Raw genomic sequence first — 19,605 nt, 5'->3', positions numbered from 1 at the left:
CGGCCTCGGCGAGACCGCCCCGCCCATTCTCCCCTCACCGGAGCCGGATCTCTGACCGAGCCGTGCGGGACCGGTCGATGTCAGCGGTCTCTGACATCATCGGGGCATGGAACCCCAGCACGAGACCCTGCGCACCGAGGCCCGCGAACTGCTGATCCGGCTCACCGGGCGGTCCGACGCCGACTTCCACGACGGGCAGTTCGAGGCGGTGCACGCGCTCGTGGCCGACCGCCGCAGGGCGCTCGTGGTGCAGCGCACCGGCTGGGGCAAGTCTGCGGTCTACTTCGTGGCGACCGCGCTGCTGCGCAGACGGGGCGCGGGGCCCACGCTGCTCGTCTCGCCGCTGCTCGCCCTGATGCGCGATCAGGTCGCCGCGGCCGAGCGGGCGGGCGTGCGCGCCGCGGCGATCAACTCCGCCACCGCAGACGAGTGGGATCGGATCGAGGCCCGGCTCGCGGCCGACGAGATCGACGTGCTGCTGGTCTCCCCGGAGCGCCTGAACAATCCGCGCTTCCGAGAGCAGCAGCTGCCGGGGCTGCTCGACCGCATGGGCCTGCTCGTGATCGACGAGGCCCACTGCATCTCCGATTGGGGGCACGACTTCCGGCCCGACTACCGCCGCATCGCCGCGCTCCTCGCCGGGCTCGACCGCGACGTGCCCGTGCTCGCCACCACGGCCACCGCCAACGCCCGCGTGGTCGACGACGTGGTCGACCAGCTGGGGCACGACGTGCTGACCCTGCGCGGCTCGCTGGCCCGCGACTCGCTGCGGCTCGGCTGCCTGTCGCTGCCGACTCCCCGCGAGCGACTGGCGTGGCTCGTCGCCCACCTGGGCGACCTGCCCGGCAGCGGCATCGTCTACGCGCTCACGGTCTCGGCCGCCGAAGACACCGCGCTGCTGCTGCGCGACGCCGGGTACGAGGTCGCCGCCTACACGGGGCGCACCGACCCCGAAGAGCGGGAACGGCTCGAGGCCGCGCTCAAGGCGAACGGGGTGAAGGCGCTCGTCGCCACGAGCGCCCTCGGCATGGGCTTCGACAAACCCGATCTGGGCTTCGTCGTGCACCTCGGGGCGCCCTCGTCGCCCGTCGCCTACTACCAGCAGGTCGGCCGCGCGGGCCGCGGCGCGGCGAACGCCGACGTACTGCTGCTGCCCGGCTCCGAGGACGAGGCGATCTGGCGGTACTTCGCCACCGCGTCGATGCCCGACCCCGATCGGGCGGCGGCCGTGCTGGCCGCCCTCGGGGCGCCCGGCTCCGCCCCCCCCTCTCGACGCCAGCGCTCGAGGCGCGCGTCGACATCCGGCGCAGCCCGCTCGAGCTGCTGCTCAAGGTGCTCGACGTCGACGGCGCGGTAACCCGGGTCTCAGGCGGGTGGGTCTCCACGGGCGCGCCGTGGAGCTACGACGCCGAGCGCTACGCGCGCATCGCCTCGGCGAGAATCGCCGAGCAGCGCTCGATGCTCGAGTACGAACGCGGCGAGCGGTGCCGCATGGAGATGCTGCAGCACGATCTCGACGACCCGAGCGCGGCGCCCTGCGGTCGCTGCGACGTCTGCGCGGGGGCCTGGTATCCCTCGGAGGTGCCGGCGCAGGCGGCCGAGCGCGCCTCGGGCCAGCTGGAACGCGTGGGCGTGCCGATCGAGCCGCGCGGCATGTGGCCGACCGGCGCGGATCGCCGCGGGCTTCCGGTGAAGGGCCGCATTCCCGAGGCTGAGCGTCCCGAGACGGGGCGGGCCATCGCCCGCCTCACCGACCTCGGCTGGGGCGGGCCGCTGCGGCAGGTCTTCGCGGCCGGAGCCGCGGATCGCGCCATCGAAGACCGGCTGCTGGAGGGGGTGATCGCCACCCTGCGCGACTGGCCCTGGGAGACGCGTCCCGTGGGTGTCGTCGCGATGCCCTCGCTCACTCGGCCGCAGCTCGTCGGCAGCACGGCTGCGGCGATCGCGCAGCGCGGGCGCCTCCCGCTGCTCGGCTCCCTCGACGTCGACCCGGGCGTTCCGGTCGCCGGCCCGGGCGGTAACAGCGCCTTCAGGCTGGCGTCGGTGTGGGGTCGCTTCGCCGTCGGCCCGCAGCTCGCCGAGACCCTGGCGCAGGCGCCCGGCCCCATCCTGCTCGTCGACGACCTGGTCGACAGCCGCTGGACCGTGACCGTCGCGGCGCGGGCCCTGCGCGCGGCGGGTGCGCCGGCCGTGCTCCCGTTCGCACTCGCCAGCGTGGGGTGAGGGCTCGCGGCGTTCTCGGCGCAGCGCGAGGCGAGGCGCTCAGCGAGCGGTCGAGCGCTCAGCGAGCGGGCAGCGGATAAGCGGTCAGAGCTGGCAGCCGGGACACCAGTAGAGCTTGCGAGCGCCGAACTCCTCGAGCACGATGTTCGTTCCGCACCGCTTGCAGGGCGTGCCCTCGAGCTTGTACACCCAGTGCCGCTCGTCGCGCTCGGCGAGCGCCCGCCGGTAGTCGTCGCCCTCGAGCCCGTCGATCGTGATCATCTGACCGACGGTGATGCCGATCTCGAGCAGGTGGGCCCAGTCGTCCCAGAGATCCTCGAGCACCGCAGGATCCAGCGTGTTCGCCGGGGTGTGCGGGTTCAGGCGCGCGCGGAACAGCATCTCGGCCCGGTACACGTTGCCGATGCCGGCGATGATCGACTGGTCCATCAGCACGAGGCCGATCGGGGTCTTCTTCTTGCGGGCGCGTGTCACGAAGCGCTCGCGCTCCTCGGGCGTGTTCGCGTTCGCGGGGTCCGGGCCCAGCTTCTGGACCACGGCGTCGACCTCGGCGGGGGTCAGCACCTCGCAGGCGGTCGGCCCGCGCAGGTCGGCGCACACCGTCTCGTTGAGCAGCCGCACCCGCACCTGCCCGACGGGATCGGGCGGGAACGCGCCGTTCGTAGCCTCCGCTCGATCGCGTTCCGCCATGTGCACGCGCGCGACGCGCGACCGCCGGGGTGCACCGATCGACGCGACCGAATCTTCGCCGGCGCTGTCCATCGGGGTGTCGACCACCCCGGCCATGCCGGTCTGCCCGAGCCGGCCGCGGCCGAACTTGGTCGTGTGGATCTGGATGGCGGGATCGATCGCGACCTCGCCCGCGAAGTCCCACGCGCCGTAGATGCCGAGGTGCACGCGCAGCCAGTGGTCGCCCTCGAATTCGAGGAACATCTGCTTGCCCACGGCGCGAGCGTCGGTCATCTCGCGCCCGCTCAGCAGTGCCGCGCCCTGTGCGAAGCGGCCCTGCGGGCTCGTGACCTCGGGTGCGGTGCCCACGAAGTTCACTCCGAACTGGCGCGCGATGCGATGTACGCTGTGCCCCTCAGGCATGGTTCACAGTTCGTCGACCTGCTTGCCGGCGATCTCGCCGGTGCGCTCGTACTCGCCGAGCTGGCCGATGCGGCGCACGTGGCGTTCGTCGCCCGTGAAGGGCGTGTCGATGAACAGATCGATGAAGCGGATCGCGTCGGCCACTTCGTGCTGGCGCGCGCCGATGGAGATGACGTTGGCGTTGTTGTGCTCGCGCGCGAGCTGCGCGGTCGACTCGTTCCACACCAGCGCGGCGCGGATTCCCTCGACCTTGTTCGCTGCCATCTGCTCGCCGTTGCCCGAGCCGCCGAACACCACACCCAGCGCCTCGACTCCGTCGCGCTCGTCGCGCGCGACGCCGACCGCCGCATTGATGCAGAACGACGGGTAGTCGTCGAGCGCATCGTATTGCTCGGGCCCGTGGTCGATGACCTCGAACCCACGATCGCGCAGGTGCTGCTGCAACTGCTGGCTGAATTCGAGTCCGGCGTGATCAGTGGCGACGTGAATGCGCATGGGCACCATCGTACCGTTCCCCGCCGCCCGGAACTGCCCGTCCGGGCTCCGCGTTCCGCGCAGCCCGCCGAGGGACCGCAGTGACGATGAGGATCATCGCTCCCCACGCCGCCGGAAGGCCGCCGAGGACGAGGATCATCGCGGTGTATCCCCCGTCCGTGGCCCGGAATGCTCCGAGTAGGGCGAGCCCCAGCAGGGGCCCTACGAACTGACCGAGCGCCCCGGCAGCGCTGAACGCCCCGATGAACCGCCCAGCGCGGTGCCGCGGCACCCCCTCGAGCGCCGTCACCAACAGCGTGGAGGCGTTCACAGCGACGGCTGCTCCCGTGAGGAGAGCCGCGATCGCGAGCGAGCCGAGGGTGATCCCGAAAGCGCGCGCGCCGATGGATCCGGCGAGCAGCGCTGCCGCGAGGAGCAGCGCTGCGGCCCCTGTCCCGAACAGCCGCGGTCGCAGGAACAGCAGCAGGGCGACGGAGAGGAGGCCGAACAGTCCGGCTGCCAGCACGAGGGCGCTGCTGCGCACAGCATCCGGTCCATGAACGCCGAGGCGGTGCTCAAGATCGAGCGGGTGGAACGTCAGGAACGCTGCGAGCACTGCAGTGGAGGCGACTTGCACGACCAGCACTGTCCAGCCCGGGAGGGATCGGGCCTGGCGAAGCGATGCGGACGCCGGAGTTGCCCGGGGCTCAGGGGACGCAGTCTGGGTCGCGGCTTCCGCGATCCGCGCGTGCGGATCGTCCTCGCGCGCGCGCAGGAAGGCTCGACGCCGCGCGAGTAGCACCGAAAGGGGAAGCAGCACGCCCGCGGCGGCGAAGCCGAAGGTGATGTGCCAGGCGGATCCGGGCAGAGCGATGAGCAACAAGATCGGGATCAGCGCACCGAGGTAGCCGCTCATCACCATGACGACGGATCCGCGGCGTCGGTACGATTCCGCGACTGAGGCGAGCATGGAGCGCAGGACCGCCATCGAACCCGAGTACCCGAACTGAGCGAGTCCCCACCCGCAGATGAGCGCGGGCACCGCTTCTCCGGCCGCGAGCACGAGACCAAGTGTGCCGATCACCGAGGCGATGAGCGCCCAGCACCACTTCCCCGGCCGAGGCACCAGATCGGTGAGCGCGCCGAAGCCAAGCGCACCGACGACCGCGCAGAGCGCGCCGACGGCCACGACGACCGCCACGATCCGGGGAGCCTCGGCGGCTCCCACCAGCGCCGAGGCTCGCTGTGCGAGGCCTCCGACCACGAGCGGAGCAAGCGCTGCGAGGAGTAGGAGCTTCGCGATGTTGACCTCGACGGCAGTGCGGCGCGAGCCGTTCCGACCGCCCAACGGGCCGACCTCGGCCCGGCCGTCTCGGCGCTCACGATCACCCATCCCTAGTTACCGCGGAAAGCCGCCCGAGGCAGGTCGGGTCACCGCCGTCCCCTTCGAACATCCCCGCCTCGATCGCCATCCGGACCGCTTCCTCACGGCTGTTCACGCCGAGCTTCCGGTATGCCCGCCTGATGTGGGACTTCACGGTGTCGGTGCTCAAAAACAACGCCTGAGCAGCCGCCGGAACCGTCCCGTGCCGCACCGTTGCCGCGAGGGCGCGCAGTTCCGCGGCCGACAGCGCGCGGATCTCATCGCCGACACCGGCTGCGGTCCCCGTCGGCTCCACCCACCCGGCGAGTGACGGCGCAAGCTCTGCGAGCCTATGCAGAGCATCGTCCGTGACCGCGAGCCGAGGCAGGCTGAGGCCGTGCTCACGCATGAGTCCGGCCGCGGCATTCGCGCTATCCGATGCAGACCCGGAATCACCGTTTCGACGCTCGGCTTCGGCCTGCACGAGCAGGAGCTCGGTTCTTCTGCGGGGAGCGCCGGCGAGCCCAGGCTCGCGCTGCAGGGCTGCGACAATCATGCGGGCGGCAGCGTCATCTCCCCGGCTCAGGGCCGCGTACGCGCTGCCGAGGTCAGCGCTGCTCGGCTTCGAACCGCGAACGACCATCCCGGCCCGCCACTGCAGTCGAGCCCGAAACTCGGCCAGCATGCGGCGGTGAGCGGGCAGCGTCGCAAATCGCCTCCGCCGCTGCTGGAGGCGCCACTCGAACGAGTCGAGTGCGGATCGCGAGCCGGTGCACTCCTCGAGCACGAGGGCGCGCAGCACCTCGAGGTACGGCCAGTGCTCGATGGTGGGCTCGTGCGGCACGAGCGCGTCGAGATGATTCTCGGCGCGCTCCGGGTCGCCCGCCTCGAGCGCTTGCACAGCCGCCGCGATGCGGTACCCCGAACCCGTATAGGAGGTGCGCCAGCCCATCGGCGTCTCCTGGCTCTCGCACTGTTCGATCCGCTCCCCCAGCCGCAGCATCCAGCCGCGCCAGGCGTCGGAGAAGGCTCCGAGCGCGAGGGTGTGCACCTCGCCGAGCGGCGTCTCTTCCTCGTCGAAGTCGCACCGCAGCAGCACTCGTTCGACGTCGTCGAAGCGCGACGCGTGCAGATAGGTGACGGCGGCCTGGGTCGTGCCGGTCCAGAGCGGACGCTTCAATGTCATGCGCGTCGCTTCATCGAAATCCTCGATCGCGATCTCGAAGCGATCAGCCATGCGCAGCGCCAACTCCTGGTTACCGCTGAGGCGAGCCGCCACCATGCGCAGGGCTGATGCGACGGCTCCGGGCAGCCCCCGTTTCTCGGACTCCTCCGCGAGCCGCGAGCCTGTCAGCATCTTGAAGCCGTTGATCACCGTGTCGAATCGACCACGAGGGTACGCGAACTCATCGATCAGCGCGAACGCGGCGATCACCGGGTGCCGATCCCGTACCGCAGACGGAATATCCCGCAGCCACTTCTCGCCGACCAGATCCTCTCTTCGGCCCAGACGCTGAAAGCTGCGAGCCAGCAGCATGGGTTCCAGGAGGTCCCACGCCTCGGCCTGGAGCGCGGCGCGCACCGCCTGGAAGGGCCGGATCGGTTCGAAGACGACGGCGGCGCGGCGGTAGAGAATGCGCAGACGTACGGCTCCGACTTCGATCTCCGCGCGTCGCCGCAGCTCCTCGCGGATCAGATCGTGGTGCCGGTACCAACGCGTGCCGGCGTCGCTCTCCCAGTATCCGAATCCGGTCTCCGACGACCCCTCGAGCATCTCGAGGGCCCGCTCCTCGTCGACCTGAAACATCCGGGCGACGACGCCGCTCGAGATCTCGTCGAAGAGCGCCGTTGCGCAGAGCACTTCCCGACCGTGCTCACCGGCGTGCGCGAGCATGCGGGAGACGTGATTCCGCACGAACACGCGATGGGCGGCGGCACCTCTTCCCGACTCGCGCTCGACGATCGCGGCGTGGGCGGCTAAGGGCCAGCCTCCGGAACCGCGCTCGATCGCGACCGCGAGGCGATCACGCGCTGCGCTGTCGAGCTCGGGCAGCCTGCGCGCCAGCAACGACGAGATCTCGTCGCGGCCGAACTGCAACTCCCTCGCCGTGATCTCCCTCACGGGGACACGCATGCGCGCGTCGATATCGACCAGCCGGGCATGTCTGGAGCGCGACGCGACGACGACGCTCAGCATCCGATGCGTCTCGAGCATCTCGAGCAGGTCGGCTTCGAAGGCGCCGTCGCCGACGAGATGCAGGTCATCGAGAACCAGCACGAGCCGCTCCGGGAACCCGCGCCCGACCGCGCGCATCGCCCGCGTCAGGGGCTCAACGCCCGCAGGCAGTTCCGAGCCCCGCATGCGTCCGAGCTCCGAATCCTCTGGTACGAGCCCGGAATCCACGAGCGCCTGCAGAATCGCCTGCCAGGCGCCCGCGGCGTCCGACCGGTCGGCGCCAAACCTCACCCAGACTGCCGGCGTGTCGCCACCGCTCAGCCGCACCGCGATCTGCGCGGCGGCGACGGACTTGCCCGCCCCGCTACCGCCCCAGCAGACCACGAGCGCCGGACCGCCTCGCAGCGCGGAGTCGATCACGCGCTCGCGCAGCAGCGGCTCGTACCTGCTGGTCGGGAAGTAGTGGGTGCGGTTCGCGGGCCCCGTCGGAACGGCGCTCACGCCGATCAGAACTGCGGACCGACCGTGCGACCGCGCTTGAGCTCGTAGAAACCCGGCACGGTCGCAGCGGCGACGATGCCGTCCCACAGCTGCAGGGCGGTGTCGCCCGTCGGCGCGGGCGTGACCACGGGACCGAAGAACGCGACGCCGTTCACGGAGATGATCGGCACCCCCACATCGGGGCCCGCGATCTCCATCGCGTGGCCGGTGTTGGCGCGCAGCTGCGCGTCGCTCTGCTCGTCATCGGCCGCTGCGGCGAGCGCTGCGGGCAGGTCGAGCGCTTCGAGCGAGTCGGCGATGATCGCGTCGAAGTCCGTCCGCCCGCCCGGGTGCACGCGGGTGCCGATCTCGGTGTAGAGCGGGCCGACGACCTGCTCGCCGTGGGCCACGCGCGCGGCCTCGACGACGCGCCCGAGTCGGTGCCCCTGCCGGTGCGCATCTCCGTGGCGGTCGTTCTGGCCCTCGTTGAGCACGGCGAGGCTGATCGGGTGCCAGGCCACCTCGAAGCCGCGCGCCTCGGAGACCTCGGCGACCCAGCGACTGGTCATCCAGCACCAGGGGCAGATCGGATCGAACCAGAACTCGACTTCGGGTGTGGCGTTGCTCATGGGCCCAGTCTACGACCCGCCGCCGCCGCTCGGAAGGAGGGGCCGCTTCCTGAGTCCGGCCATAGCGTCCGGGCATAGGCTGGTGCCGATACTTCCCATCGTGCGGGCCGATCCTTCGCGAGATCCGGCCCCGACACAGAACGTAACGCCCGAAGGAGCACCGTGTCCGGAGAGAACCTGACCCGCGTCGAAGCGCGCGATCGCGCGACCATCGTCACGACCGAGAGCTACGAGGTCGAGCTCGACCTCACCACCGGGGCGGAGACCTTCGCCGCGGTCACCACGGTGCGCTTCGGCGGACGCGCAGGCGCCTCCACCTTCATCGATCTCATCGCCGATTCGGTCGAGAGCGTCGAGCTGAACGGCCGCGCACTCGATCCGGTATCGGTCTTCGCCGACTCGCGAGTGCAGCTCCCCGAACTCGCCGAGCAGAACGTGCTGCGGATCGCATCGACCCAGCGCTACATGAATACGGGCGAAGGCCTGCACCGCTTCGTCGATCCGGCCGACGGCGAGGTCTACCTCTACTCGCAGTTCGAGGTGCCCGACTCCCGCCGCATGTTCGCGGTGTTCGAGCAGCCCAACCTCAAGGCGACGTTCCGGTTCACAATCACGGCTCCCGCCCGCTGGCAGGTCGTGAGCAACCAGCCGACGCCCGAGCCCGTCGCCGCGGGCGAGAAGGCCGGCGCGCAGGGCGACGACTGGGCCGAGCAGGCGATCGCCACCTGGAGCTTCGAGCCCACCCCGGTGATGTCGAGCTACATCACGGCACTCATCGCGGGCCCCTACCGCGTGGTGCGCAGCGAGCTCACGAGCCGCGACGGCCGCACCATCCCGCTCGGCGTCTTCTGCCGCGAGTCGCTGGGCGAGCACCTCGACGCCGACTACATCTTCGAGAAGACGCGCGAGGGCTTCGCGTTCTTCGAGGAGCAGTTCGACTACCCGTACCCGTTCGACAAGTACGACCAGCTCTTCGTGCCCGAGTACAACATGGGTGCGATGGAGAACGTGGGGGCGGTGACCTTCACCGAGGCGTACGTGTTCCGCAGTCAGGTGACCGACGCCATGCGCGAGCGCCGCGTGGTCACGATCCTGCACGAGCTCGCGCACATGTGGTTCGGCGACCTCGTGACGATGCGCTGGTGGAACGACCTGTGGCTCAACGAGTCGTTCGCCGAGTACATGTCGACGCTCGGTGTGGCAGAGGCGACCGAGTGGAGCGACTGCTGGACCACGTTCGCGGCCTCCGAGAAGTCGTGGGCGTACCGGCAGGATCAACTGCCCTCGACGCACCCCATCGTCGCCGAGATCCGCGATCTCGAAGACGTGCTCGTCAACTTCGACGGCATCACCTACGCGAAGGGCGCGTCGGTGCTCAAGCAGCTGGTGGCCTGGGTGGGGCGGGAGCCGTTCATGCGCGGCGTGCACGACTACTTCGTGAAGCACCACCACGGCAACACCGAGCTGGTCGATCTGCTCACCGAGCTCGAGGCGCAGAGCGGCCGCGACCTCGCGGAGTGGTCGAAGCTGTGGCTCGAGACGGCGGGGGTCAACACGCTGCGCCCCGTGTTCGAGCTCGACGACGCCGGCCGCTACGCCTCGTTCGCGATCGAGCAGAGCGCGGTCGCCGAGTACCCGACGATCCGCCCGCACCGCATCGCGGTGGGCCTCTACTCCCTCGTCGACGGCTCCCTGCGCCGGGTGCACCGCGTCGAGCTCGACGTCGACGGCGCTCGCACCGAGGTGCCCGAACTGTTCGGCGCCGAGCAGCCCGAGCTGCTGCTGCTGAACGACGACGATCTCACCTACGCGAAGATCCGCCTCGACGAGCGCTCGCTCGACACCGCCGCTGCGCGCCTCGGGGCCATCGACGACTCCCTCGCTCGCGCCCTCGTGTGGGGCACGCTCTGGGACGCGACCCGCGACGCCGAGTTCCCCGCCTCCCGCTTCGTCGACATCGTGCTCGCGCACATCGGCCGCGAGACCGCGTCGACCACGCTGCGCACCGTGCTGGGCCAGCTGCTGCTCGCGGCCGCGAGCTACGTGGATCCCGCGCAGCGCGAGACCTCGCTCGCCCGGGTCGCCGACGGATTGCAGGGCCTCGCCGAGACGGCGGAGCCCGGCTCCGACGCGCAGTTCCAGTTCGTCAAGGCGTTCGCGCAGCTGGCGGCGAGCGACGCGCACCTCGACCGGGTGCAGAGCCTGCTCGACGGATCGGCCCCGCTCGAGGGCCTCGAGATCGACACCGATCTCAGCTGGGAGCTGCTCACCGCGCTCGCCGCCGGCGGTCGTGCCGACGCGGATCGGATCGAGCGCCAGCTCGAGACCGACCGCACCGCGAACGGCAACCTGTCGGCCGCGCACGCCCGCGCCGCACTGCCCACCGCCGCCGACAAGGAGCGCGCCTGGGCCTCGGTGTTCGATGAGAGCGACAAGCCCAACGCGATCGTGCGCGCGACCGGCGCGGGCTTCACGCGCGCCCACGACCGCGCGCTGCTCGAGCCGTTCATCGACCGCTTCTTCGCGGCGCTGCTGCCCGTCTGGGAGTCGCGCAGCTACGCGATCGCCGAGGAGCTGATCGACGGCTTCTACCCGGCCCCCCTCGCGAACGTCGAGCTTGCCGAGGCCACGCGCGCCTGGCTCGCCGCCCACGTCGACGCGCCCGCCGCGCTGCGCCGCATGATCGTCGAGCACCTCGCGGGCGTCGAGCGCGCGCTTCGCGCACAGCGGGCGGACCGGGAGGCCTGATGGCGGCATTCCGGTTCGAGGGCGTCGAGGACGTGCCGGAGGTGGTCGGCAACGCGTTCGTCGACTTCGTGACGGCGTATCAGGTACCGTTGCGGATCCTGCTGATCGTCGCGGTCGCGGTGGTGCTCAACTGGGTGCTCCGCAGGATCCTCATGCGCACCGTCACCCGCATCGTGCAGGGCGTGAAACGCGCGCAGGACGTCGACACCACCTCGGAGATCCAGGCCGCGCCCTACGTGAACGCGCGCGCCGTGCAGCGCACGCGCACGCTCGGCACCGTCGGCCGCGCGGTGATCACCTGGGTGGTGGTGGTGATCGCGCTGATCCTCGTGCTCTCCGAGCTCAGCGTGAACGTGGGCGCGCTCGTCGCCTCCGCCGGCATCGTGGGCGCGGGCCTCGCCTTCGGCGCGCAGAACATCGTGAAGGACATCCTGAACGGGATATTCATGGTGTTCGAGGATCAGCTCGGCGTCGGCGACATCGTCACGATCGGCGAGGTGAGCGGCACCGTCGAGGACGTGGGGATCCGGGTGACCCAGGTGCGAGCGATGGATGGCACGCTCTGGTTCGTGCGCAACGGCGAGATCCTCACCCTCGGCAACTCCTCCCAGGGGTGGGGCCGCGCGCTCATCGACGTGACGGTGCGCGCCGACAGCGATCTCGCCGAGGTGGAGCGCGTCACGCTCGAGACGGCGAAGGGCCTCGTGCACGACCCCGCGATCGCCCGGAAGATATCGGGCGAGCCCGAGATCTGGGGTGTGGAGAGCGCCTTCGGAGACCGCGCCACCCTGCGGCTCGCGGTGCGCACGCGCCCCGAGGCGCAGTGGGCGGTGCAGCGCGCGCTGCGCGCCGCACTGATCCGCCGCTTCCAGGAAGCGGGCATCCAGCTCGCCACCGAGCTGCCGAAGTACCCGGGAGGTGCAGCGTGAACGAACAGCAACCGCCCCCGCCGAGGCTGACCCTGCGGGCGAGCGAAGAGGGGCCCGCGGTGACCGACACCCTCTGGGCCCAGGTGGGCGGCATCGAGACGTTCGAGCGCATCGTGCGCGCGTTCTACGCGGGCGTGCGCGAAGACCCGGTGCTCGCGCCCATGTACCCCGACGCCGACTGGGAGGGCGCGATCTGGCGGTTGCGCGCCTTCCTCGAGCAGTACTGGGGCGGGCCGACGACCTACTCCGAGCAGCGGGGTCATCCGCGGCTGCGCATGCGTCACGCGCCGTTCCCCGTCACGCCCGACGCGAAGGAGCGGTGGCTGAAGCACATGCACGCCGCGCTCGACGAGGCGGCGCTGCCGCCGATGCACGATGCCGCGTTCCGCGACTACGTCGAGCGGGCCGCGCTCGCCATGGTCAACCGCTTCGAGTAGCCGGCGATCACGGCGGCGGGTCTGGCCCCGGTCTGCCCCTGGGCGCCGGGCCAGACCCGGGCCGACCGCCGGCGCCAGTCACCCCTCGCCGAGCATCTCCGCGATCCCGGCTCGATAGTCGGTGACCTCGAAGCCCGGGAACCGCGTCGCGAACTTCGACGAGTCGAAGATGTTGTCCTGGCGGTAGCGCGGCAGCAGTTCGGCCGCCTCCTTGGCCGCCGGGCTGACCAGCCCGCCCAGCTTGAACGCCCACTCGGGCACCGTGGTGAACGCGATCTCCCGTCCGGAGATCTCGGAGGCGATGCCGATCAGCTGCGCGTAGGTGAGGCGATCCCGGTCGATCGGCAGGTGCCACGTCTGCCCGTAAGCGTCGGGGGTGTTGCCGATGAGCGCCATGGCCCGGCTGGCGTCCGGAGTCCAGATGAGGCTGCGCTTCGCGCGGGCGTTCAGTGGGACGAGGGGCCGCTTGCCCTGCTCGATGCGATCGAACACGGCCGAGTTGGTGAGGCTCTGCGTCTTGCCCGGTCCGTAGAACTCGGGGGCTCTGCAGATCACGGCGTCGATCGCACCGGCTTCCATCTCGCGCAGCAGCATCGTGGCGATCCGGGCCCGCACCGTCGCCTTGCGCCCGACCGGCTCGAACGGAGTGCGCTCGGTCTGAGGCGCGGCGGTGCGGGGGTACATGTAGGTGTTGTCGAAGAACACGAGCCTGCTGCCGTGCTTCTGGCAGGCCGCGATCGTGTTCGCCATCATGGTGGGGAACCTCTGCTCCCAGAGGTCGGAATCCATGGGCAGGCCGACGGTGAGGTACACGACGTCGCTGCCCGCCACGGCCTGATCGGTGGCCTCGGCATCCATGAGGTCTGCGGGGACGAGCTGATCAGTGTCGTGGATCTTGCTGGGGTTCCTGCTCACGAGGCGGATCTCCTGAGTGAAGTTCCGGTGGAGTTCGCGGGCGAGCTCTTCGGCGATCTGGCCGCCGGCTCCGAGTATCGTCTGCATGGTGTGTCTCCCTGGTCGATTCGGTGTGGTCGTGCGGCGCGTCAGAGAAGCGCTGAGACCGCCGCCGCGGTCTCCTTCGCCGAGCCGGGGTTCTGCCCGGTGACGAGCCGCCCGTCGACGACCGTGTTGGAGACGAACGGCAGCAGGGCCTTCGAGTATCGCGCACCGCGGTCCTTCATTCGCTCCTCGACGTTGTAGGGCACGAGCTTCGCCACGCCCGCGAGCACTTCCTCCCGCCAGGAGAACCCGGTGATGCTGCGGCCGGCGACCAGGTGGCCTCCGTCGGAGAGTCGGGTGTTCAGCAGGCCGCAGTAGCCGTGGCAGACCGCCCCGACAACGCCACCGCGCTCGAAGATGTCGCGCGTGATCCGCTGCAGCCCCTCGCTGCCGGGGAAGTCGAACATCACCGCGTGGCCGCCGGTGAAGTAGATCGCGTCGTAGTCGGCCGAGTCGACCTCCTCGGGGGCTGCCGTGTGCTCCAGCAGCGCCATCCGCATCGGGTCGCGATACCAGGACTTGGCGGAACCGTCGAGGTTCGGGAAGGCGAGCGATCGGGGTTCCAGAGGCGATCTGCCGCCTGCGGGGCTCACCAGGGTCTGCTCGAAGCCCCGCTCGGCGAAGACGTCGAAGGCGTGGGTCAGCTCAGAGAGCCAGAGGCCGGTCGGGTGCGTCGGGTCGGCGTCGTAGTGGTCGACGTTGGTGACCGCGATCAGTACGCGTCTGGAGGTCATGAGGCTCTCGATTCGGGATCGGGTGATGGGGAGGGGGTGATTGCGGCGAAGGTCGCGCGCACGCGATCGTCGACGGCGCTCGGGTCGGCATTCGGCAGCTTGCCGTCGAGGTGCAGGAAGGCGAGCCCGTGGGCGAGCGACCAGCCGGCCGTCGCCAGAGCGACGGGGTCGGCGTGCGGGAAGACGCCGGCCATCACGCTCTCGAGGTACTCGTGCAGGGCGCCGGCCGCGCGCACCCGATCGTCGTCCTGCTCGTCGCACTCCCGCCCGAACATCAACCGGAAGAGCGCCGGACGCCGCAGGGCGAAGCGCACGTACCCGACCGCGATCTCGGCCACGTCGGCGGCGCATTCCGGCGCACGCCCATCGCCGGTGATCGCGTCCATCAGCTCGTGCAGCCCGTGCACGGCCAGCGCCGACTCGAGCGCGTCGCGATCGGCGAAGTGCCGATAGGGCGCGGCCGTGGACACGCCCGCTCGCCGGGCGATGGCGCGCAGCGAGAACGACTCGCCGGCCTCGAGCATCTCGAGGGCGGCGAGCACCAGCGACGCCCGCAGATCACCGTGGTGGTAGCCCGCCCGAGCGGATTCGGAGTCCATCGACACTCCTTCACAAAGTAAGCACTGCTTACATTAGCACGGTCTCCTCGGATCCGACCCATCCCGCAGCGCAGCGCCGCAGCGCATCGGGAGCCCCGGGTGCGATACTGGGGCCATGGATCTGCACCTCACCGACGACACCGAGGCCGACCGCCTGCTCACCGAGAACCCGCTCGCGCTCCTGATCGGCATGCTGCTCGATCAGCAGGTCGCGATGGAGGTCGCATTCTCGGGGCCGCTCAAGATCGAGCAGCGGATCGGCGCCGTCGATGCCGCCGCCATCGCCGACTGCGACCCCGACGACTTCGCCGCCGCCTTCAAGCAGTCGCCCGCCGTGCACCGGTTCCCCGGGTCGATGGCGGCGCGGGTGCAGACGCTGTGCCGCACGATCGTCGACGAGTGGGGCGGCGACGCCTCGGCCATCTGGCAGCAGGATGAGCCCGACGGCAAGACGGTGCTGAAGCGCCTCAAGGCGCTGCCTGGCTTCGGCGACCAGAAGGCGAAGATCTTCCTCGCGCTGCTCGGCAAGCAGTGCGGCTTCGACGGCGCCGGCTGGCGGGAGGCGTCGACCCCCTACGGCGAGGAGGGATCCTTCCGCAGCGTCGCCGACATCACCTCCCCCGAGACCCTGCTCAAGGTGCGAGAGACGAAGCGCGCCGCGAAGGCAGCGGCGAAGCAGCGGGGCTGACGCCGCTCAGCCGCGCCCCTCGCGCAGCATCGCGACCGCCGCCTCGTCCACGATCGAGCGGGCGCAGGCCTCGGCACGATCCGCGTCGCCCGCCCGCACGGCCGCGGCGACCTCGCCGTGCAGCGCGAGCGCATCGGCGCTCGCAACGTGCGGCATGAGCGCGTGGTGGGTTCGCCCCTCGAGCACGGCCACGACGACGCTGCCGAGGCTCGCGAACATCGGATTGCCCGAGGCCTCGAGCAGCGTGCGATGGAAGGCGATGTCGTGGGCGAGGTACTCCTCGGCGTCGGCGGATCGCGAGGTGCTCGCCATGCCCACGTAGGCGGCCGCCAGCTCGCCGCACTGCGCGGGGGTCGCGCGGTGCGCGGCGAGGCGCGGCAGCCGGCTCGACCGCCGCGCGGAGCTCGCTGAGCGTGCGGAGCAGCTCGGGGCGCTCGGGGCCGTCGAGCCGCCACCGCAGCACGCGCTCGTCGTAGGGCTGCCAGGAGCTCGAGGGCTGCACCGTGATGCCGATCCTCTGCCGCGCGGTGACCATGCCGAGCGACTCGAGCACACGCACCGCCTCGCGGATCACGCTGCGCGAGACGCCGTGGGCCGCGGCGGCCTCCTCGACCGAGAGCCGCTCGCCGGGAGCGCGCAGCCCTGCGGCGATCTCGGCGCCCCAGCGTTCGGCGATCTCGGCGTGCAGCGGTCCCTGACTCACACCCTCAGCTTACGGTTATGAACAGAGTTCATTCCACGCTCCCGAAATATACACGACTTATTTTCGAAGCATTCTTGAAATAACCGGCTTATTTGGTTAGTCTCACTTCAGCCACCTCGGCAGCCGCTCCGCAGGATTCCACCCGGAGCCCGAAGAAGGATAAGGAACGAGGATGTTTCCCACGAGTCTCTTCCCCATGGCCGACGAGGTGGTTCCCGTCGGCTCGGACGCGCAGCTCATCGTCGCGGCGCTCGCCGGCTTCGCCGTCATCATCCTGCTCATCACCTGGCTCAGGGTGCACCCGTTCCTCGCGCTCACCATCGGCGCGCTGGGCGTGGGCATCGCAGCCGGTATGGAGTCGCTGCAGGCTCTCACAAGCTTCACGGCGGGCTTCGGCTCAACCGTCGGCGGCGTCGGCGTGCTCATCGCGCTCGGCGCGATGTTCGGCAAGCTGCTCGCCGACTCCGGCGGGGCCGACCGGATCGTGGACACGCTCGTCAAGCGCTCCAGCCCCCGCATGCTGCCGTGGACCATGGGCCTCGTCGGCGCCGTCATCGGCCTGCCCATGTTCTTCGAGATCGGCCTCGTGCTGCTGATCCCGATCATCATCCTCGTCGCCCGCCGCTCAGGCCTCGCCCTCATGAAGATCGCGATCCCCACGCTCGCGGGCCTCTCGGCGATGCACGGCCTCGTCCCACCCCATCCCGGCCCCCTCGTCGCCATCGACACGCTCGGCGCGAACCTCGGCCTCACCCTCGCCTTCGGCGTCATCGTCGCGATCCCCACCGTCATCGTCGCGGGCCCCCTCTTCAGCACCTACGCCGCCAAGTGGGCCCCGGTGCCCGTGCCCGAGATGTTCGTCGGAGCCGATGGCGACCAGGCGGAGGCCCGCCCCCGCCCCTCCTTCGCGGCGGCGCTCACCGCGATCCTGCTGCCCGTCGTGCTGATGATGGTGAAGGCGCTCACCGAGGTCTTCGTCGCCGAGCCGAGCGGCTTCTGGTGGAGCATCATCGACTTCCTCGGCACTCCCGCCATCGCGCTGCTCATCACCCTGATCTTCGGCATCTTCGTGCTCGGCGGCGGCGCCCGCATGACCCGCTCCAGCGTCTCGAAGACGCTCGAGGAGAGCCTGCCTCCCATCGCCGGGATCCTGCTCATCGTGGGCGCGGGCGGCGCGTTCAAGCAGGTGCTCATCGACACCGGCATCGGCGAGGTCATCACACGGGCCGTGATCGACAGCGGCATCTCGGTGCTGCTGCTCGGCTGGGTCGTGGCGGTGCTCGTGCGCGTCGCCACCGGCTCGGCCACCGTCGCCACCGTCACCGCCGCGGGGCTCATGGCTCCCGTCGCCGCGACGCTCCCCTCCCCCGAGGTCGCCCTGCTCGTGCTCGCGATCGGCAGCGGCTCGGTGTTCCTCTCCCACGTCAACGACGCCGGCTTCTGGCTCGTCAAGCAGTACCTCGGCACCAACCTGCCCCAGACCTTCAAGACCTGGAGCGTGCTCGAGTGCCTCATCTCGGTCGCCGGCCTCATCGGCGTGCTGCTGCTGGACCTGGTGGTGTGACATGGCGCAGAACGACACCCCGACCGTGCTCGTGCTGATGGGCGTCTCCGGCTGCGGCAAGTCGACCCTCGCGGGTCTCCTCGCCGGCGCGCTCGGGTGGGATCTCGCCGAGGGCGACGACCTGCACCCCGAGGCGAACGTGGCGAAGATGGCCGCGGGCGAAGCGCTCACCGACGAGGATCGCTGGCCCTGGCTCGACAGGATCGCCGAGTGGATCCGGGATCGCCAGCAGGCGGGCATGCCCGGCATCGTCACCTGCTCGGCCCTGCGGCGCGTCTACCGCGACCGCATCGGCGGCCCAGGCGTGCTCTTCGTGCACCTCGAGGGATCGCGCGACGTGGTCTCCGAGCGGCTCAGCCGCCGCCTCGACCACTTCATGCCGCAGAGCCTGCTCGGTTCGCAGTACGCGACGCTCGAGCCCCTCGAGCCCGACGAGAACGGCATCGTCATCGGCGTCGCCCGCCGCCCCCGCGAGCTCGCGTCCGACCTCATCCGACGCCTCGGGCTGCGCCGGCTGCCCGGGGCCACCGAGGCCATCACCACGATCCCGAGCGACTGACCGGCCCCGCCCCAGCATCCGCACCGCCCCGCACCACGCCCACGCACCAGGAGGACCCCCTCATGCACTTCGGCATCATCGGACTCGGCCGCATGGGCGCGAACATCGCCCGCCGCGCCATGCGCGCCGGGCACGCGTGCGTCGCGTACGACGTCGACCCGCGATCCGTGGAGGCTCTCGCCGCAGAGGGGGCGAAGGGCGTCGCCGGGATCGCCGAGCTGGTCGAGGCGCTGCCCGCGCCGCGCGTGATCTGGCTGATGATCCCGGCCGGTCTCACCGGCGACGTCGTGGCCGAGACGGCGCGGCTGCTGAGCGCCGGCGACATCCTCATCGACGGCGGCAACTCCCACTACCGCGACGACGTGCGCCGCGGCCGGGAACTCGCCGAGCGCGGCATCCACTACGTCGACGTCGGCACGAGCGGCGGTGTCTTCGGGCTCGAACGCGGCTACTGCCTCATGGTCGGCGGCCCCGACGAGGCCGTCGCCGCCGTCGAGCCGCTGCTGCGATCCCTCGCCCCCGGCGCCGGCGACGTGGCCCGCACCCCGGGCCGCGAGGGCGAGCACAGCCCCGAGGAGCTCGGCTACCTGCACTGCGGTGCGACCGGCGCCGGCCACTTCGTGAAGATGGTGCACAACGGCATCGAGTACGGCATGATGGCGGCCTTCGCCGAGGGCCTCAACCTGCTCGAGCACGCCAACGCCGGCGCCGAGCGCGACGAGCTCTCCGTCGAGCACGCCGCCGAGGTCGCCCCGCTCGACGAGCCCGAGCTCTACCGATTCGACATCGACACCTCGAGAGTGACCGAGCTGTGGCGGCGCGGATCGGTGGTCTCGTCGTGGCTGCTCGACCTCACCGCCGCCGCGCTGCGCGAGAACCCCTCCCTCGACGGACTCGCGGGTCGGGTCTCCGACTCGGGCGAGGGCCGCTGGACCGTGAAGGCCGCCATCGACGTCGGCGTGCCCGTGCCCGTGCTGGCGGCGTCGCTGTTCGAGCGCTTCTCGTCGCGGGGCGAGGATCGCTACGCCAACCAGGTGCTCTCGGCGATGCGCCAGCAGTTCGGCGGCCACCGCGAGCTGCCCGGCTCCCGGGCGTAGCGGCTGCGAGGAGGGCGGCCGCGGCGGCCGCCGCCGCGATGGCCGATCGCGCACGGCCGCGCCCCGCTGCGCTACGCTGGAACCCTTGCCTCCGTAGCTCAGTGGATAGAG

16 protein-coding genes and 2 pseudogenes are annotated in these 19,605 nt (G+C 70.9%); 8 read left to right on the top strand and 10 right to left on the bottom strand.

All coding sequences use genetic code 11. The features are described from left to right. Window positions 1–106: 106 nt before the first annotated feature. Window positions 107–2,223: pseudogene (locus Leucomu_RS06700) on the top strand (RecQ family ATP-dependent DNA helicase). An 84-nt stretch (window positions 2,224–2,307) separates the two neighbouring features. Here the strand turns inward: Leucomu_RS06700 and Leucomu_RS06695 are convergent. From Leucomu_RS06695 to Leucomu_RS06675, 5 genes are all read right to left on the bottom strand, one after another. Then, complete coding sequence (locus Leucomu_RS06695; RefSeq protein ID WP_128386735.1) at window positions 2,308–3,315, bottom strand: Fpg/Nei family DNA glycosylase; 1,008 nt, start codon at window positions 3,313–3,315, stop codon at window positions 2,308–2,310. A 3-nt stretch (window positions 3,316–3,318) separates the two neighbouring features. After that, window positions 3,319–3,810, bottom strand: a complete 492-nt coding sequence (locus Leucomu_RS06690; RefSeq protein WP_017884965.1) for a ribose-5-phosphate isomerase — start codon at window positions 3,808–3,810, stop codon at window positions 3,319–3,321. Continuing rightward, complete coding sequence (locus Leucomu_RS06685) at window positions 3,788–5,182, bottom strand: MFS transporter (protein ID WP_017884964.1); 1,395 nt, start codon at window positions 5,180–5,182, stop codon at window positions 3,788–3,790. Before Leucomu_RS06685 ends, Leucomu_RS06690 begins: the two co-directional genes overlap by 23 nt. Beyond that, window positions 5,175–7,712, bottom strand: a complete 2,538-nt coding sequence (locus tag Leucomu_RS06680) for a LuxR C-terminal-related transcriptional regulator (RefSeq protein ID WP_128386734.1) — start codon at window positions 7,710–7,712, stop codon at window positions 5,175–5,177. Before Leucomu_RS06680 ends, Leucomu_RS06685 begins: the two co-directional genes overlap by 8 nt. 122 nt (window positions 7,713–7,834) lie before the next feature. Beyond that, window positions 7,835–8,437 carry a mycothiol-dependent nitroreductase Rv2466c family protein gene (locus tag Leucomu_RS06675; RefSeq protein ID WP_017884962.1) on the bottom strand — a complete coding sequence of 201 codons (603 nt, stop codon included), beginning with the start codon at window positions 8,435–8,437 and terminating at the stop codon, window positions 7,835–7,837. A gap of 162 nt (window positions 8,438–8,599) precedes the next feature. Here Leucomu_RS06675 and pepN point away from each other — a divergent pair, with 162 nt between their 5' ends. The 3 genes from pepN to Leucomu_RS06660 are packed head-to-tail and all read left to right on the top strand — an operon-like array spanning window position 8,600 to window position 12,551. After that, the gene (gene pepN, locus Leucomu_RS06670; RefSeq protein ID WP_128386733.1) at window positions 8,600–11,185 is read left to right on the top strand and encodes an aminopeptidase N; all 2,586 of its coding nucleotides are present in this window, start codon (window positions 8,600–8,602) and stop codon (window positions 11,183–11,185) included. Beyond that, window positions 11,185–12,114: a mechanosensitive ion channel family protein gene (locus tag Leucomu_RS06665; RefSeq protein WP_017884960.1), complete on the top strand. Its 930-nt coding sequence runs from the start codon at window positions 11,185–11,187 to the stop codon at window positions 12,112–12,114. The genes pepN and Leucomu_RS06665 overlap by 1 nt, the downstream gene beginning before the upstream one ends. Then, window positions 12,111–12,551 carry a globin gene (locus Leucomu_RS06660; RefSeq protein WP_323368311.1) on the top strand — a complete coding sequence of 147 codons (441 nt, stop codon included), beginning with the start codon at window positions 12,111–12,113 and terminating at the stop codon, window positions 12,549–12,551. Before Leucomu_RS06665 ends, Leucomu_RS06660 begins: the two co-directional genes overlap by 4 nt. A 78-nt stretch (window positions 12,552–12,629) precedes the next feature. Here the strand turns inward: Leucomu_RS06660 and Leucomu_RS06655 are convergent, their stop codons facing one another. The 3 genes from Leucomu_RS06655 to Leucomu_RS06645 are packed head-to-tail and all read right to left on the bottom strand — an operon-like array spanning window position 12,630 to window position 14,883. Continuing rightward, window positions 12,630–13,553, bottom strand: coding sequence for an NAD-dependent epimerase/dehydratase family protein (locus Leucomu_RS06655; RefSeq protein WP_128386732.1), 924 nt, complete (start codon window positions 13,551–13,553; stop codon window positions 12,630–12,632). 41 nt (window positions 13,554–13,594) lie between these two features. Beyond that, a complete protein-coding gene (locus Leucomu_RS06650) occupies window positions 13,595–14,284 on the bottom strand; it encodes a type 1 glutamine amidotransferase domain-containing protein (protein WP_128386731.1) in 690 nt (229 codons plus the stop codon). Next, entirely contained in the window at window positions 14,281–14,883 is a 603-nt protein-coding gene (locus Leucomu_RS06645; RefSeq protein WP_128386730.1) for a TetR/AcrR family transcriptional regulator, read from the bottom strand. Before Leucomu_RS06645 ends, Leucomu_RS06650 begins: the two co-directional genes overlap by 4 nt. A gap of 115 nt (window positions 14,884–14,998) precedes the next feature. Between Leucomu_RS06645 and Leucomu_RS06640 the strand changes: the two genes are divergently transcribed. Beyond that, on the top strand, window positions 14,999–15,571 hold the full coding sequence (locus Leucomu_RS06640; RefSeq protein ID WP_128386729.1) for an HhH-GPD-type base excision DNA repair protein: 573 nt from the start codon (window positions 14,999–15,001) through the stop codon (window positions 15,569–15,571). Window positions 15,572–15,577: 6 nt separating this feature from the next. Here the strand turns inward: Leucomu_RS06640 and Leucomu_RS15695 are convergent, their stop codons facing one another. Then, the gene (locus Leucomu_RS15695; RefSeq protein ID WP_267128453.1) at window positions 15,578–15,889 is read right to left on the bottom strand and encodes a FadR/GntR family transcriptional regulator; all 312 of its coding nucleotides are present in this window, start codon (window positions 15,887–15,889) and stop codon (window positions 15,578–15,580) included. Between the two features lie 241 nt (window positions 15,890–16,130). Next, a pseudogene (locus tag Leucomu_RS15470) lies at window positions 16,131–16,274 on the bottom strand (GntR family transcriptional regulator); the annotation flags it as partial. Window positions 16,275–16,446: 172 nt separating this feature from the next. On the opposite strand from Leucomu_RS15470, the gene Leucomu_RS06630 reads away from it, so the two are divergent. From Leucomu_RS06630 to gnd, 3 genes are all read left to right on the top strand, one after another. Then, window positions 16,447–17,838 (top strand): GntP family permease, encoded by a 1,392-nt coding sequence (locus Leucomu_RS06630; protein ID WP_128386728.1) that lies wholly within the window; start codon window positions 16,447–16,449, stop codon window positions 17,836–17,838. A gap of 1 nt (window position 17,839) precedes the next feature. Next, on the top strand, window positions 17,840–18,397 hold the full coding sequence (locus tag Leucomu_RS06625) for a gluconokinase (RefSeq protein WP_128386727.1): 558 nt from the start codon (window positions 17,840–17,842) through the stop codon (window positions 18,395–18,397). Between the two features lie 62 nt (window positions 18,398–18,459). Then, window positions 18,460–19,494 (top strand): phosphogluconate dehydrogenase (NAD(+)-dependent, decarboxylating), encoded by a 1,035-nt coding sequence (gnd, locus tag Leucomu_RS06620; RefSeq protein WP_128386726.1) that lies wholly within the window; start codon window positions 18,460–18,462, stop codon window positions 19,492–19,494. Window positions 19,495–19,605 lie beyond the last annotated feature (111 nt).

This window comes from Leucobacter muris (assembly GCF_004028235.1).
Lineage (GTDB): Bacteria > Actinomycetota > Actinomycetes > Actinomycetales > Microbacteriaceae > Leucobacter > Leucobacter muris.
Note: the sequence above shows the minus strand (reverse complement) of the source record. Positions and strands in the feature narration are given on the sequence as shown.